Source organism: Phycisphaeraceae bacterium (assembly GCA_019636675.1).
GTDB lineage: Bacteria > Planctomycetota > Phycisphaerae > Phycisphaerales > UBA1924 > JAHBXC01.
In genome coordinates, this window is record JAHBXC010000002.1 from 304,920 (window position 1) to 320,540 (window position 15,621).

General features: G+C 67.4%; 12 protein-coding genes. 11 read left to right on the top strand and 1 reads right to left on the bottom strand.

What is annotated here, in order from left to right; translation table 11 throughout:
- Positions 1-41: 41 nt before the first annotated feature.
- A complete protein-coding gene (locus KF684_07950) occupies positions 42-698 on the top strand; it encodes a hypothetical protein (protein ID MBX3352854.1) in 657 nt (218 codons plus the stop codon).
- Here KF684_07950 and KF684_07955 read toward each other — a convergent pair.
- Entirely contained in the window at positions 687-2,087 is a 1,401-nt protein-coding gene (locus KF684_07955; GenBank protein MBX3352855.1) for a hypothetical protein, read from the bottom strand. The two genes, KF684_07950 and KF684_07955, sit on opposite strands and share 12 nt — an antisense overlap.
- Before the next feature lie 319 nt (positions 2,088-2,406).
- Between KF684_07955 and KF684_07960 the strand changes: the two genes are divergently transcribed.
- The 10 genes from KF684_07960 to KF684_08005 all read left to right on the top strand — a co-directional run bounded on the left by KF684_07960 (position 2,407) and on the right by KF684_08005 (position 15,501).
- Positions 2,407-3,138 (top strand): cytochrome c3 family protein, encoded by a 732-nt coding sequence (locus tag KF684_07960; protein ID MBX3352856.1) that lies wholly within the window; start codon positions 2,407-2,409, stop codon positions 3,136-3,138.
- A gap of 61 nt (positions 3,139-3,199) precedes the next feature.
- Complete coding sequence (locus KF684_07965) at positions 3,200-6,730, top strand: TAT-variant-translocated molybdopterin oxidoreductase (GenBank protein ID MBX3352857.1); 3,531 nt, start codon at positions 3,200-3,202, stop codon at positions 6,728-6,730.
- Between the two features lie 227 nt (positions 6,731-6,957).
- Complete coding sequence (nrfD, locus tag KF684_07970) at positions 6,958-8,286, top strand: polysulfide reductase NrfD (protein ID MBX3352858.1); 1,329 nt, start codon at positions 6,958-6,960, stop codon at positions 8,284-8,286.
- Positions 8,287-8,289: 3 nt separating this feature from the next.
- Positions 8,290-8,853, top strand: a complete 564-nt coding sequence (locus tag KF684_07975) for a DUF3341 domain-containing protein (GenBank protein ID MBX3352859.1) — start codon at positions 8,290-8,292, stop codon at positions 8,851-8,853.
- A 5-nt stretch (positions 8,854-8,858) separates the two neighbouring features.
- A complete protein-coding gene (locus KF684_07980; protein MBX3352860.1) occupies positions 8,859-9,647 on the top strand; it encodes a cytochrome c in 789 nt (262 codons plus the stop codon).
- On the top strand, positions 9,644-10,924 hold the full coding sequence (locus KF684_07985) for a hypothetical protein (protein ID MBX3352861.1): 1,281 nt from the start codon (positions 9,644-9,646) through the stop codon (positions 10,922-10,924). The genes KF684_07980 and KF684_07985 overlap by 4 nt, the downstream gene beginning before the upstream one ends.
- A gap of 73 nt (positions 10,925-10,997) precedes the next feature.
- Entirely contained in the window at positions 10,998-11,387 is a 390-nt protein-coding gene (locus tag KF684_07990; GenBank protein MBX3352862.1) for a hypothetical protein, read from the top strand.
- Positions 11,388-11,414: 27 nt separating this feature from the next.
- Entirely contained in the window at positions 11,415-12,368 is a 954-nt protein-coding gene (locus KF684_07995) for an SCO family protein (GenBank protein ID MBX3352863.1), read from the top strand.
- Positions 12,369-12,488: 120 nt separating this feature from the next.
- Positions 12,489-13,673: a cytochrome c oxidase subunit II gene (gene coxB / locus KF684_08000; GenBank protein MBX3352864.1), complete on the top strand. Its 1,185-nt coding sequence runs from the start codon at positions 12,489-12,491 to the stop codon at positions 13,671-13,673.
- Between the two features lie 52 nt (positions 13,674-13,725).
- On the top strand, positions 13,726-15,501 hold the full coding sequence (locus KF684_08005; protein MBX3352865.1) for a cbb3-type cytochrome c oxidase subunit I: 1,776 nt from the start codon (positions 13,726-13,728) through the stop codon (positions 15,499-15,501).
- Positions 15,502-15,621: the final 120 nt, after the last annotated feature.

Consider the following 15,621-nt stretch of genomic DNA (forward strand, 5'->3'; position numbering starts at 1 on the left):
GGGTTCCTCCGGCCGACGCCAGATAGTACGCTGTCAACCCAATGTCCATCGGCGAAAGACCATCCTGGCTTTCCAGCCCGTCCCTCGCGTCGCAGTGGCCCGTCCCCGTCCGCTGGCTTCGGATGTGGGGAAAGGTCTGGGTCATCCTCGCCGCGATCTCGTTCGTCCTTTTGACGGCGATCTCGGTCTTCTGGCTCGCTGTCGCCGGCTGGAAGCCCGAGGAATCCGGGATCGGCGTCGGCCCGTGGCACTCCGCGTTTGGGTTCGATGACTGGCGTTTCTGGATCGCGGCGCCGGTGATGCTCGGGGGCGTGCTCGCGACCATTGCCTCTTTGGTGCGCCCTCGCGCCGTGATCGCGCTGATGGTCTGCGCAGTCATCGCAGTCCTCGCCGATCGGCTGCTCTCCCCGACGCAGGCGCAGATCGCGCAGCAACGCTACCCGGCGCTCAAGAGCCTCTTCGTCCCCGGGAATCCGCGCAGCGTCGCGTCGGTCGTGTTCGAGGTCGCGATGTTCGCGTCGGTCTTCCTGGCGTGGTTGCACCTCGCGTTCGTGCGCGACCCGTGCCCCAAGCCGTGGGAGTGCCCGCACTGCGCCTACGACGCGCGAGGGCTGCCGACCCACGCGGAGCAATGCCCCGAGTGCGGTCTGTCGCTGTGCCCTCCGGTGAAGGTGAAGTCGCGCCGTTTACGCCGCTGACTTCTTCGGCAGCACCAGGCGCCTCGTCCACACCGCCGCCAGCGTCGCCAGCGCGAGCAGCGCCGCGCCGTTCGCCTGGTGCGCCGTGGTCACGAGCACCTCGGGCCAGGGGTCGCTGTCCTTCCACAGCAGCACCGCGGCGAGCGCGCCCACTCCCAGCACCATCTGCAGAATCGTCGTGTGCATCACGCCCGTGCCGACGATGCGCGTCAGCGCGTCGGGGCTGCGAACGCTCATCGCCGGCGCGAGGCACTGACGCGTGCGCAGACCGGCGCCGATCGCGATCGCCGCAACCAGCACGCTGTTGGTGATGTGCGTCAGCAGCACGTGCGAATACCCCGCCGAACCCTCGAAATGGCGCGTCATCACGCCCAGCAGCAATTGGATCGTCAGGAACACGAGCAACAGCGTCGTGATGAAGCGCCCGCACCCCGGCAGCGCGCCGGGCTTCTTCGGCTCGTTGCGCTTCCAGCGCACGCTCGCGAACGCCGCCACCGCGACGAAGAACGCGAAGATCAGCTGCCCGGTCGTCCCGTGCAGCGCCGCGAGCGCGCGGTTGTCGAGGAACACGCGCGCGCCGCCGATGTAGCCCTGCGCCGCGACGAACAGACCGCCCGCGAACACCAGCGCCCACATCCACTTCCGTCGGTCGCACGCGATCGTCACGAACCAGCCCACGAGCACCGTCACGCCCACGAGCGACCCGATCAGCCGGTGCGCGTGCTCGTAGTAGATCCCGCCCGTCATCTTGCTCAGCGGGAACAGGAACATGTTCCGACCGAACGAGCCGGGCCAGTCCGGCACCGCCATGCCCGCTTCCTTGCTCGTCACCACGCCGCCCACCACGATCAGCGGCACGAACGACAGCGCCGCGATCTTCATGTACAGCGCGTGCCAGTCGCGAGGCGAGCCGTCCGCCCTCGTGTCGCCACGGTGCAGGCCCGTCCTCGAGCCCAGCACGCCGCCCAGCGCGCCCACGATCGCCGACAACGCCAGCCACCCAAGGGCGATCTGCGCCGCGTTCTCGCGGAACACCGTCGCGTCGCTGGGCTCGGTCGTCTCCACGGCGTTGGCCGCGACATTCTCCGCGAGCTGCTCGGTCTCGCTCCCCAGCACCGAGCCCACCATCAGCAGGAACAGCAACCCCGCGAGCACCCCTGCGCCGATCCCCACCGGGATCGCGCGCGACTTCCCGACCCGGGAGGTCCCCAGCGCGATCACCGCCAGGAAGGTCGCGACCAGCAGGAAGAACACGACAGGGGAGGGCGCGCGCAGGTCGGGCAGGTGCGTGAAAAACCCGACCCCGGCCATCGCGACGGCGGCGCCGAAGCCGATCGTGACCGCCGCGACAGCAGGGGAGTGCGCGAGGGGCTTGACGGGAGAGAGCATGTCGGAATCCCTTGATATGGGTGTCATCGGGGGCGTGCGCTCGGGCGGGACTGTCTGCGACTCAGTCTCATTTAGTGCAGAAGGCCCGACCCGACTTGCATTTTCCGGCGGACTAGCACTCAATACGGCCTCGCAAGAATAGGCCCCGGTCTCTCGACGGCGACGAAGGTCTTTCCGGACCTCACCCGACCCGCCGCAGATCGCAGGAATCGCTATTCTTGCCCGCCTCGACCCACACGGACCCCTCACCCGCCGGTCCGGACCCCTGCAGACCCCGACCGGCGCGATCACCCCAGTCCTTCGGAAGGAAGCCCCAGCGGTGACCACCATCTTCCCGAAGTGGACCAACCGGATCCGCGAGATCACGGCCCTGTCGGCCTTCGGCGGCCTGTGCTTCGCGATCGCCGTCGTTTGGTACTACTTCACGCCCAAGTTCTGGGAAGTCGGGTACATGCCCGATCAGCCCGTGAACTTCAGCCATCAGGTCCACGCCGGCCAGCTCGGCATGGACTGCCGGTACTGCCACACGCACGTCGAGCAGAGCTACCACTCCAACGTGCCGCAGACCAGCACCTGCATGAGCTGCCACACCGTCGTCGACGCGCTCAGCGGGTACCTCGCCAAGGCAACCAGCGCCGACGGCCAGCGCCCCAGCGCGCACTGGCTCAGCGCCGACCTCGCCCGCCTCCGCGGCGCGTACGAGTCGGGCAAGCCCATCGAGTGGGCGCGCATCCACAAGGTGCCCGACTACGCCCACTTCCCCCACGCCGTGCACGTCAACGCAGGTGTCTCCTGCTACTCGTGCCACGGGCGCATCGACACCATGCCCGTCGTCTTCCAGAGCGAGCCGCTCTCCATGGGCTGGTGCCTCGAGTGCCATCGCAACCCCGAGAAGTACATGGTCGACACCACCAAGGTGAAGGTGACCGACCTGCGCACCGTCGAGTCGCTGCTCTCACAGCCCAACTACGCCATGACCTCCGGCGTCGAGCTGGTCAAGCAGCGACTGCGCAACCTCCCGCCGCAGCAGTGCGCGGCGTGTCACTACTGAGTTTCCCCCCGTCCGCATTCCCCTCTCGTGATCCACTCGCGTCGAGCGACCCTCGCACGGCGTGATCACCGAGTCTCAGCAGGCGAGCATCACGCCCATGAGCGCACACGATCAATGCCCCTCGTCGAAGAAGGAGGGCAAGCCCGCCCTCAAGCCGCGCGTCGCGCCGGATACCTCCGCCGCGACCGGCGCACGCTTCTACCGGTCTGTCGACGACATCGCCGACACCCCGGAGTTTCGCGAGCACGCCGAGCGTGAGTTCCTCGCCGGCGCCTCCGAGATCAACGAGGAAACCCGGCGCGAGTTCCTGAAGATCATGGGCGCCTCGCTCGCGCTGGCCGGCGTCGCCGGTCTCGCCGCCTGCCGACGCCCGGACCACAAGATCCTCGCGTACAACAAAGAGCCCGAGGACCTCGTCCCCGGAAACCCGCTCTTCTACGCGACCGCCATGCCCGGCGCCGCGGGCGCGCAGGGCCTGCTCGTCCGCACCATCGACGGGCGCCCCATCAAGCTCGAGGGCAACCCTCTCCACCCGATCAACCAGGGCAAGAGCGACCTCTTCGCGCAGGCCGCGATCCTCGACCTGTACGACGTCGATCGTCTCCGCTCGCCTCGCCAAGGCGCGCAGGCCAGGACCTGGGCCGAGTTCGAGTCCTTCGCCTCGTCGCACTTCGGCGCGTTCAACGCCACCGGCGGCGAGGGCCTCGCGTTCCTCGTCGACGCCCAGTCCGGCCCCACTCGCGCCGCGATGCGAGCACGGGTCCTCGACCGCTGGCCGCGCGCCCGCTGGGTCGAGCACGACGCGCTCGACACCGGCTCGGCCCACGACGGCGCAGTCCTCGCCTTCGGCGGCGCGAACCGAGAGGTCTTCAACCTCTCTCGCGCCAAGGTCATCCTCTCCGTCGGTCGCGATTTCATGACCGAGCCCGGCGCCCTCGCCGAGGCGCGCGGCTACGCGCAGGGACGCCGCCTCACCGGCCCCGACGCGACCCGCGACGAGATGAACCGTCTCTACGCCGTCGAGTCCGCGCTCACCATCACCGGCGGCAACGCCGACCACCGCCTCGCGCTCAAGCCCTCCGAGCTGCCCACCTTCCTCGCCACGCTCGCGAACAAGGTCTTCGCGCGCACCGGCACGGGCGGAGCGCTCTCCGCGTCCGTCGCAGGCGCCACGCTCCCGGCGCACGACGCCTGGATCACCGCGCTCGCCGAGGATCTCTGCTCGGCGCAGAACCGCGGCGCCGGCGCAGTCCTCGTCGGCGCGCAGCTCCCGGCCTGGTGCCACGCGCTCGCGCACGCCATCCACTCCGCGATCGCCGCCGTCGGCGCGACCGTGTCGTACGTCGCCCGCCCGGACGCCGATCGCGCCTCGGGGCCCCAGCGGTTCAAGTCGCTCGTCGCCGACATGAACGCCGGGCGCGTCAGCACCCTCGTGCTCATGGGCGTCAACCCGGCCTTCACCGCGCCGAGCGATCTCGACTACGCCGCCGCCCACGCCAAGGTCGGCACGACGATCGCGCTGTCCGCCAACCTCGACGAAACCGCCGCCGCGTCGACATGGGCCCTGCCCGCGGCGCACTTCCTTGAGGCGTGGGGCGACGCGCACGCCGCCGACGGGACCATCAGCCCCGTCCAGCCGATGATCGCGCCGCTCTTCGGCGCACGCTCGCAGGCCGAAGTCCTCGCCGCGATCCTGGGCGACTCCACCCTCGACGGCTTCGACATCGTCCGCACCGTGTGGAAGGGCGTCCTCCGGCAGGACGGCGAGCAGTTCGAGCGCACCTGGCGCCGCGCCCTGCACGACGGCGTCGTGCCCAACACCGCCGCCCGCCGCGTCAGCCCTCCCGTCAACGCGTCCGCCATCGCGACGGCTATCCGAGAGGGCGTCAACGACGCGCCGGCGTCCAGCGACCTCGAGGTCGCGATCCTGCCGCACCCGTACCTTCGCGACGGCGCGTCGGGCAACAACCCGTGGCTCTACGAGACGCCGCACCCCGTCACCAAGGTCTGCTGGGATAACCCCGTTCAGATCCACCCCGAGACCGCCAAGTCGCTGCGCCTGTCGCAGGGCGATCGCATCCGGCTCAACGCGAACGGGCGCTCCATCGAGGCGGCGGTCTTCGTGCAGCCCGGCGTCGCGCTGGGCACGCTCGTCGTCGAGCTGGGCATGGGGCGTCGCTCCGGCGGGCGCATCGCCGAGGGTCGCGGGTTCGACACCTTCCCGCTGCGCACGACCGGCGCGATGGGCGCCGCCACCGGCGCCACCGTCGAGAAGATCGGCTCGGGCTACACCCTCGCCAGCACGCAGAACCACCAGTCCATCGAGGGTCGCGACATCATCCGCGAAGTCGACCTCGGCGCCTGGCAGAAGTTCGGCAACCAGATGGTGAAGGAGAAGGACACCTACGGGCGATACCGCGAACTGAACTTCGCCGGACGCCTGGGGACCGAGGCCCACACCCCGCTCAACCGCAACGTCTACCTCGAGTCGCAGACCCACGTCTACCACACGGTCGATTCCGAGGGCCAGCCCCGAGAGATCGGCCGGCGCGACCCGCACACCGGCGTCATCGACCCCCAGTCCGTGTACCAGCAGTGGGGGATGTCGATCGACCTGACCACCTGCACCGGCTGCGGCACCTGCATCACCGCCTGCCAGGCCGAGAACAACATCCCCGTCGTCGGCAAGGCCGAGATCGATCGCGGGCGCCAGATGCACTGGATCCGCGTCGACCGCTACTTCGCCGACGTCCACACCGGCGCCGGCGACGAGACCGCGATGCTCCTCCAGCCCATCGCGTGCGTCCACTGCGAGAACGCGCCCTGCGAGACCGTCTGCCCGGTCAACGCGACCGTCCACGACTACGAGGGCACCAACAACATGGCGTACAACCGCTGCATCGGCACGCGGTACTGCGCCAACAACTGCCCCTACAAGGTCCGACGCTTCAACTGGTTCGACTACGCGACCAAGGAATACCCCGCGGAGTACGGCCAGATCGCCGAGGGCGCCAAGGGCTCCATCCAGCCCCCCAACGGGCACTGGATCCCGGCGCGCATGCGCGAAGAAGTCAACGAGATCCGTCGACTGCAGTACAACCCCAACGTCACCGTCCGCTCGCGCGGCGTGATGGAGAAGTGCTCGTACTGCATCCAGCGCGTCAACAAGGCACGCATGGAGAGCAAGCTCGACCCCAAGGTCAACGCGCTCGGGCGCATCCCCGACGGCTACTTCCAGACCGCCTGCGAGCAGGCCTGCCCGACCGACTCCATCGTCTTCGGCGACATCACCAACCCCGACGCACGCGTCGCGAAGATGCGCGAGCACGGGCGATCCTACATGGTCCTCGCCTACCTCAACACCCGCCCGCGCACCACCCACATGGTCCGCGTGCGAAACCCCAACCCCGCCATCCGAACCCCCAACGACAACCCGTTCCACCACGGCGATCACTCCTCCGGCGCGCACTCCTTCGCTGATCCCGCGCGCCTCGAGAGCGATCCCGGTCACAAGTTGAGTCTCCAGGTGCTGCCGACCGATCACGGTCGTCGCGGCGCGATCAAGTCCGTCATCGCGGGAGTCCTGGCATGAGCACCTTTGACCCCGACCAGGCGACCGCCGCCAGGCTCGCGGGCCTCGCCCCCGACGCGAACTACGCCCACGGCGATGTCGGCGACGGCACGCTCGTCGACGATCCCGCGCACGAGGCGCCCCTCACACTGGGCAACCAGACCTTCTCGTCGATCACCGACACCATCTGCGGCTGGGCCGAGAACCCCCAGCCGCGCATCTGGCTCCCGGTGTTCGGCATCGCCTCCATGCTCGCCACCGTCATGGGCGTGGCGATCCTCTACCTGTTCATCACGGGCGTGGGTGTCTGGGGCCTCAACACCCCGGTCGGCTGGGGCTTCGACATCACCAACTTCGTGTTCTGGGTCGGCATCGGCCACGCAGGCACGCTCATCTCCGCCATCCTCTGCATCTTCAAGCAGAGGTGGCGCACCTCCATCAACCGCGCCGCAGAGGCGATGACCATCTTCGCCGTCATCTGCGCAGGAACATTCCCCGGCATCCACGTCGGGCGAGTCTGGTTCGCGTGGTTCCTCTTCCCCATCCCCAACAGCAACGTCATCTGGCCGAACTTCAGGTCCCCGCTCCTGTGGGACGTGTTCGCCGTCAGCACCTACTTCACCGTCTCGCTGCTGTTCTGGTACATGGGCCTCATCCCCGACCTCGCCACCATGCGCGACCGGGCCATCAAGAACATCACGCGCACCGCCAAGCTCGGGCCCCTCACCGTGCCCGCGGGGCGCATCGCCGCCTACGCCTACGGCTTCTTCTCGATGGGCTGGAAGTTCTCCTACCGCGGGTGGTGGAACTACGAGAAGGCCTACATCCTCCTCGCCGGCATCGCCACGCCCCTCGTGCTCTCCGTGCACTCCATCGTGTCCTTCGACTTCGCGGTGTCCGTCATCCCCGGCTGGCACACGACGATCTTCCCGCCCTACTTCGTCGCGGGCGCCATCTTCTCCGGCTTCGCCATGGTGCTCACGCTCATGATCCCCATGCGCGTGCTCTACCCCGGCATGAAGAACCTGCTCACGCTCCGGCACATCGAGAACATGTGCAAGATCATCACGCTGACCGGCCTCCTGGTCGGCTTCGCCTACGCGATGGAGTTCTTCATCGCCTGGTACGGCGGGAACCAGTACGAACTCGCGGTCTTCATCAACCGCGCCACCGGCCCCTACTGGTGGGCCTACTGGACCATGGTCACCTGCAACGTGATCAGCCCCCAGCTCTTCTGGTTCAAGTGGTGCCGAACCACCCCCTGGTTCATCTTCATCGTCACCATCTTCGTCAACATCGGCATGTGGTTCGAGCGCTACGTGATCATCGTCACCTCGCTCCACCGCGACTTCCTGCCCTCGAGCTGGAGCATGTACTACCCGACGATCGTCGAGTGGGCCACCATGATCGGCGCGTTCGGCCTCTTCTTCTCGCTCTTCGCGCTGTTCGCCCGCTTCCTCCCGATGATGGCGATCAGCGAGATCAAGAACGTCATCCCCGCCGCGGACCCGCATCACCCTATGTACGCGACCCACGGCCAGGGCCACGACGCGCACCACGATGGGAAGGGACACTAACCCATGGCCAGCGCCGCTCTCCACACCAAATCGGGCCAGGTCGTCTGGGGCCTGCTCGCGCAGTACGACAACCCCGCCACCCTCACCCACGGCTGCGAAGCCATCCGCGACGCCGGCTACAAGCGCTGGGACGCCTACTGCCCCTTCCCGGTGCACGGGCTCAACGAGGCCATGGGCCTCAAGCCCTCGCGCGTCAGCTTCATCGTCGGCATCATGGCGATCCTCGGGTTCACCGCGTCGTTCGGGCTCCAGTACTGGACAACCGCCGTCGACTACCCCCTCGTCGTTCAGGGCAAGCCCTACGGCGCGTGGGAGCCGTTCGTCCCCGTCCTCTTCGAGCTGAGCGTCCTCTTCGCCAGCTTCGGCGCCATCTTCGGCATGCTCGTCCTCAACGACCTGCCCAAGTGGAACCACCCGCTCTTCACCAGCCAGCGGTTCCTGGGCGTCTCCGACGACAAGTTCTTCATCGCCATCGAATCGACCGACCCGCAGTTCAATCTCGAAGAGACCCGCGCGGCGCTCACGCGCAGCGGCGCGACGGTCGTCGAAGTCGTGGAGGAGGAGTGATCCCCATGCCCCCCAAGCACTCTGCCATCCGCGCAGTCGTGATCGGCGCCGCTACCGCCGGGGCGCTCCTCGCGGGCCTCTCCGGGTGCCGCGATGACCGCACCGCGCAGCGCCCGCGACAGTTCTTCCCCGACATGGACGACCAGCCCAAGTTCAAAACCCAGGGCGAGAACCCGCTCTTCGCCGACGGACGCTCCATGCGCGAGCCCGTCGCCGGCACCGTCGCCTTCGGGCGACAGGCCGAGCTCGAGTGGGCCGAGCCCTCCATGCAGGCCTACGCCAACGAGCGCATCTCGCGCCAGCGCGCCGACCTGCTCCGCGCCGAGCCCGAGATCTACCTCGGCATCGCCGCCGACGGGAAGTACATCGACACCATCCCCATCCCCGTCACGCCCGAGCTCCTCCAGCGCGGCATGGACCGCTACAACATCTACTGCATCGTCTGCCACGGCGCGACCGGCGCAGGCAAGGGCGCCGTCGGCATCCAGTGGTCATACCCGCTGCCCAACTTCCACGACGCGCAGTACCAGCGCGGCGGCGAGAAGGGCCAGGACGGCTACCTCTTCCACGTGATCCGCAACGGCGTCGCCAACGCGCCCGGCCAGCAGCCCGCGCTCAAGATGCCCGCCTATTCCCAGCAGCTCAGCGAACGCGACGCGTGGGCCGTCGTCGCGTACTTCCGCGCGCTCCAGACCGCACGCAGGGGCTCGATCGACCGCGTGCCCACGGCCCAGCGTCAGGAACTCGATCGCACGCGCGGCGCACAGCCGACCGGTCAGGAGAACGCGCAGTGAGCCATTCGCACGCGATCGACACCTCCACGCTCCTCGCGAGGGACAACGTCCAGCTCCCGGCCGATTCCGGCAAGCTGCTCTCCGCCGCCCTCGTCGGACTCGGCGCGCTCGCCATCGGCGTCACCTTCGCCGCGGGCCTCCTCGGCGACGCCGTCGCGAAAAAGGCCGCCATCTTCGGGTACCACGTCGGCTTCGTGCTCGCCTGCGGCCTCGCCCTCGGCGCGCTCGGATTCGTCATGACCCTCTACCTGACCAACGGCGGCTGGGGCGTCGCCGTCCGCAGGCAGTTCGAGAACCTCTGCCACCCCGTCAACTTCCTCCTCCTCGCCATCCTCTCGATCCCCATGATCGTCTTAGGCGAGTCGCTCTTTAAGTGGCAGGACCCCAACTACACCCTCGGAGACCCCATCTTCGAGGTCAAGCAGGCGTTCCTCAACGACGGATTCTTCCTCGGGCGCCTCATCGCCTACTTCGCCACCTGGATCGGCCTCGCCTACGCGATGAACAAACTCTCGCGCGATGTCGACACCGACGGCGACAAGTGGAAGTTCGCCAAGGCCAAGCGCATCAGCCACTGGGGCATGATCCTCTACGCCCTCACCGTCGCCTTCGCCGGTTTCGACTGGCTCATGTCCCTCGACTACCACTTCTTCAGCACCATGTGGGGCGTCTACTTCTTCGCCGGCAACCTCCTCTCGGCCCTCGCCTTCACCACCATCGTGCTCATCGCCCTCACCTCCTTCGGGCGTCTGCGCGGCGTCGTCACCGAAGAGCACTTCCACGACATGGGCAAGCTCGTCTTCGGCTTCACCGTGTTCTGGGCCTACATCGCCTTCTCCCAGTACTTCCTCATCTGGTACGCCAACATCCCCGAGGAAACCTCCTGGCTCATGGCCCGGCGCGAGTCCGGCTGGATGACCGTCTCGGTCTTCCTCGTCGTCGGCAAGTTCATCCTGCCCTTCCTCTTCCTCATCCCCAGGCCCGTCCGCCGCACCCCGGCGCTCCTCCTCCTCGTCTGCGCCTGGCTGCTCTTCATGCACATGGTCGAGATCTTCTGGATCGTCCGTCCCCAGATGACGCCCCCGGTCGCCGAGGGTGCCGAGCGGGTCATCTTCTACGGCGGGCCCCTCAAGCTCTCTTGGCTCGACTTCGTCGGACCTGTCGGTCCGGTTCTGCTGCTCGTGGGCCTCGTCCTGCGACGCATCGCCACCGGCCCCCTGATCCCGATCAAGGACCCTCGCCTCACCTGGTCACTGTCACACAAGAATTACATCTGATTCGCCGAAATTCCTCTGCCTACTATCGAGGGCCCCGGACGCCGGGACCTCGAGCGGCTTTGGGGTCACAACCATGTCCCACGCGTACGAAGTCAACCCGAACAGTGCCGACCCCGCTCACCAGACCGACGAGTGGCACTCCCACAATTCGCCCGACGAGCCCCACGCGCAGGCGGCCCACGGCGAGATCTCCGGCCCGGCACTCCTCGCCTGGCTCCTCGCCCTCTTCGTGGGCGTGTTCGGCGCGATCATCGTTCTGGTCTTCTATTTCGAGCGCAGCCAGCAGCGCCAGGTCGCGGTCCGGACCGAGATCGACATGGGCCAGAGCGTTCTCCAGCAGCGCGCCGCCGAAGAGGGCGAACTGAACAGCTTCGGCTGGATCGATCAGGCCGCCGGCGTCGTGCGCATCCCCATCGACCAGGCGATGACCGAGACCGTCCGCTTCTATCGCGAACAGCAGTGACGCGCCACCAGCGCTGAGGACCCACGCTTGCGAGCACGCGCCCGCGACATCCAGGCATTCGGAACGCCGAACGCCGGTGCGCGCCGTCGATCGCTCGCAGCCGCAGCGATCGCGATGGGCCTGCTCGCTTCAGCGTCACTCGCGCAGACCGGCACCTACCGCGGCGTCACGCCGGGCGAGTACAACCGCGGCGTCAACCGAATGCCCGAGGCCATGGAAGGCATCGATGTCTTCGAGAACCGGGGGGGCTACGTCCCCCTCGACGCGCTCGTCATCGACTCCGACGGCCGACGCGCCACCCTGGGCGAGTACTTCGACGGCAAGCGCCCCGTCGTGCTCAACCTCGTCTACTTCGAGTGCCCCATGCTCTGCGGGCTCACCCTCGCCGACGCCACCCGCGCCGTGCGCGAGTCCCGCTGGGAGATCGGCAAGGACTACCGCGTCCTGACCATCAGCTTCGACCACACCAACACGATCGCCCAGGCCGCCGGCAAGAAGGCCGAGTACGCCGGCGCGGTCCGGCGCGAAGGCGTCAACGACGGCTGGTCCTTCTTCGTGACCACCGAGAAGGACGCACGCGCCATCGCCGACAGCGTCGGCTTCACCTACAAGCGACTCCCCAACGGAGAGTTCTCGCACCCCTCCGTTCAGATCGTCCTCACGCCCGAGGGACAGATCTCGACCTACCTCTACGGCCTCTACAACAAAGAAGGCGCGAGCTTCAATCGGACCCAGCTCGAGCTCTCGCTCCAGACCGCGTCCGGCGGACAACTCGGCGGCATCTTCGCCAAACTCGCGATGTTCTGCTACGTCCACACCGAGGACGGCTACGCGCTCAGCGCCTACCGCGTGATGCAGGTCGCCGGCGCCGGCACCGTCGTCCTGCTCTCCGGCTTCGTCGGCGTGATGTTCCTCTGGGAGCGACGCAAGCGCGACGCGCGAGCACGCTCCGAAGCCATCGTCACCACAGCCCACGCGTGACCATCCTCACGAGTTCCTGACCCGATCGTCCGAACAACCAACGGCCAGCCACCCGCGAATCCCTCTCAGCAGGCCGCACCGACCCCGTTCAACGGCACGACCACGATGATCCACCCCCGCATGCTCAACGCACCCAGACTCGCGTCCCTCGGCGCGCTGCTCGCCTCGATCGCCGCTCCCGCATTCGGCGCGACGCGCGACCAGGCCTACGGCGAGGTGAGTTGGATCACCCGCATGTTCTTCCCCTCGAGAGGCACCGCCATCTCGCGCGACGTCGACGCGGTGATGTTCTTCATCTTCTGGGTCAGCGTCTTCTTCTTCGTCCTGCTCATGGGCCTCACCGTCTACTTCGCGGTCCGGTACCGCCGACGCAACGGCGTCCCCCAGCAGCGCAGCGTCGGACACAACACCACGCTCGAGGTCACCTGGTCGGTCATCCCGACCCTCCTCATGGCGGTCATGTTCGTCTGGGGCTTCCGACTCTACCTCGACATGCACGCCGTCCCCGCCAACGCCGAGACCATCCACGTCAACGCCAAGAAGTGGGCATGGGACTTCGAGTACGACGACGGCGCCACCAGCCGCGAACTCACCGATCCCATCGTCGGCGTCCAGTACCCCATCATCGCCGTCCCGCTCAACACCCCCGTCCGCTTCCTCATGCACTCGCAGGACGTCATCCACTCCCTCTACATCCCCGCGTTCCGCAAGAAAATCGACGTCTTCCCCAACCGCTACACCGTGTTCTCCTTCACCGCCAAGGAGCCCGGCGACTACCAACTCTTCTGCACCGAGTATTGCGGCGACGGCCACTCCCAGATGATGGCGCTCATCCGCGTCATGCCCCCGGCCCAGTACATGTCGTGGCGCGCCGAGCAGGCCAGCACCGACGACATCCCCCTCAACGAACTCGGCAAGACCCTCCGGCTCACCAAGGGCTGCGCGCAGTGCCACAGCATCGACGGCGCCGCCAACGTCGGGCCGACCTGGCTCAACGCCTTCGGCGAGACCCGCCAGTTCACCGACGGCACCTCCGCCGTCATCGACGAAAACTACATCCGCGAGTCGATCCTCTACCCCGGCGTCAAGATCGCCGCCGGCTACGCCAACCAGATGCCCTCATACGCCGGCCAGCTGAAGGAGCGCGAGATCCGCGCGTTCATCGCCTACATGGCCGAGCTCTCCGCCAAGGGCCAGGACGCCCTCCGACAAATGATGGACGAGGACGAGGCCGGGCGCGAGCAGCCAGCCGATGGCGAGCCCCAGGCCATGGCAGCCCCCGTCGCGCCCGCATCCGCCGACTGATCACGCAGACACATCCGTTCACCGCTCGCACGATCGCGAGAGGATCCTCAGCATGACAAGCATCCCCAACAAGCCAATCGTCGGGCCCGCCGATCACAGCCACGGGCACGACCACCACGAGGGCTCGTACCTCGCCGGGAAGGGATCGTTCCTCAAGACCGTCTGGTCCTGGGTCTACACGATCGACCACAAGAAGATCGGCGTGATGTACCTCGCCGCGACCCTCTTCGCCTTCTTCCTGGGTGGCATCTTCGCGCTCATCTTCCGCGCCGACCTCCTCACCCCCGGCGCGGGCCCCGTCTTCGGCGATGTCGAGTTCACCAACCCGCTCACCGGCGAGGCGGTCCGGCTCACCGCCAACAACCTCTACAACCGTTCCTTCACCCTGCACGGCGCGCTGATGGTCTTCACCTTCATCGTGCCCGCCATCCCCGCGGCCTTGGGCAACTTCTTCCTGCCCCTCATGGTCGGCGCGAAGGATGTCGCCTTCCCCCGGCTCAACCTGCTCTCCTGGTACATCTACCTCTCCGGCAGCGTCCTCTTCCTCGGCACCCTCCTCTGGGGCGGCGTCGAGACCGGCTGGACCTTCTACACCCCGTACTCAACCACCACGCCCTACGGCGCCACGGCCCTCGCCACCACCTCCGTCTTCATCCTCGGCTTCTCCTCCATCCTCACCGGCCTCAACTTCATCGTGACGGTGCACAAGCTCCGCCAGCCCGGCATGGGCTGGTTCGACATGCCCCTCTTCATCTGGGCCATGTACGCCACCGCCATCATCATGGTCCTCGCGACCCCGGTCATCGGCGTCACCGTTCTCCTGCTCACCATCGAGAACCTCTTCAAGATCGGCATCTTCGACCCCGCGCTCGGCGGAGACCCCGTCCTCTTCCAGCACTTCTTCTGGTTCTACAGCCACCCCGTCGTCTACGTGATGATCCTCCCGGCCTTCGGCATCATCTCCGAGGTCATCGCGACGCACTCGCGCAAGCGCATCTTCGGCTACCGCGTCGTCGCCTTCTCCTCGCTCGCCATCGCGGGCATCTCCTTCCTCGTCTGGGGACACCACATGTTCACCGCGACGAGCGAACTCGCCGCCGCGGTCTTCTCGGGGCTCACCTTCCTCGTCGCCATCCCTACCGCGATCAAGGTCTTCGCCTGGGTCGCCACGCTCTACAAGGGCTCCATCGCGTTCAACACGCCGATGATGTACGCCCTCTCCTTCCTCTTCCTCTTCACCATCGGCGGGCTCACCGGCCCGCCACTCGCAACGCTCGCCTCCGACCTCCACCTGCACGACACCTACTTCGTCGTCGCGCACTTCCACTATGTCATGATGGGCGGCACCGTCATCGCCCTCATCTGCGGCCTCTTCCACTGGTGGCCCAAGATGTTCGGCAAGATGTACAACGAGACCGCCGGCATGATCGGCTGCGCCCTCGTGTTCATCGGGTTCAACCTCACCTTCTTCACCCAGTTCTGGCTCGGCACCAACGGCATGCCCCGGCGTTACGCCACCTACGTCGAGGAATTCCAGCCCCTGCACGTGCTCAGCACCATCGGCTCCTGGATCCTCGCCGCCGGCCTCTTCCTGCACCTCTTCACCTTCATCTGGTCCCTCGCCGCTGGCAAGAAGGCGTCCGCCAACCCGTGGGGCTCCCTCACCACCGAGTGGGACACCGATTCGCCCCCGATCGAGCACAACTTCCACCACGAGCCCGTCTGCACCCACGGGCCCTACGACTACGACGATGTCGTGCCCCCACGCACCAAGCCGGGCGAGTGGCCTCTCCCCGAGCCGCTCCCCGAGGGCGCACCGAAGCACTGACCGCCCGAACAACGCGGAGCGCGGGGCCGAAACACGCCCCGCCTCCGATTCTCTCATGAACCGTCAAGGAGTCGCGCGTCCGCCCGGTCGGCACGACGCGCGAGGCAACGAAGCAGAGGC

Excerpts from the sequence above, each read along its gene's own strand:
- KF684_07975 (MBX3352859.1), top strand. The coding sequence starts at position 8,290 with ATGGCCAGCGCCGCTCTCCACACCAAATCGGGCCAGGTCGTCTGGGGC.
- KF684_07990 (MBX3352862.1), top strand. The coding sequence starts at position 10,998 with ATGTCCCACGCGTACGAAGTCAACCCGAACAGTGCCGACCCCGCTCAC.
- coxB (MBX3352864.1), top strand. The coding sequence starts at position 12,489 with ATGCTCAACGCACCCAGACTCGCGTCCCTCGGCGCGCTGCTCGCCTCG.
- KF684_07955 (MBX3352855.1), bottom strand. The coding sequence starts at position 2,087 with ATGCTCTCTCCCGTCAAGCCCCTCGCGCACTCCCCTGCTGTCGCGGCG.
- nrfD (MBX3352858.1), top strand. The coding sequence starts at position 6,958 with ATGCTCGCCACCGTCATGGGCGTGGCGATCCTCTACCTGTTCATCACG.
- KF684_08005 (MBX3352865.1), top strand. The coding sequence starts at position 13,726 with ATGACAAGCATCCCCAACAAGCCAATCGTCGGGCCCGCCGATCACAGC.
- KF684_07950 (MBX3352854.1), top strand. The coding sequence starts at position 42 with ATGTCCATCGGCGAAAGACCATCCTGGCTTTCCAGCCCGTCCCTCGCG.
- KF684_07980 (MBX3352860.1), top strand. The coding sequence starts at position 8,859 with ATGCCCCCCAAGCACTCTGCCATCCGCGCAGTCGTGATCGGCGCCGCT.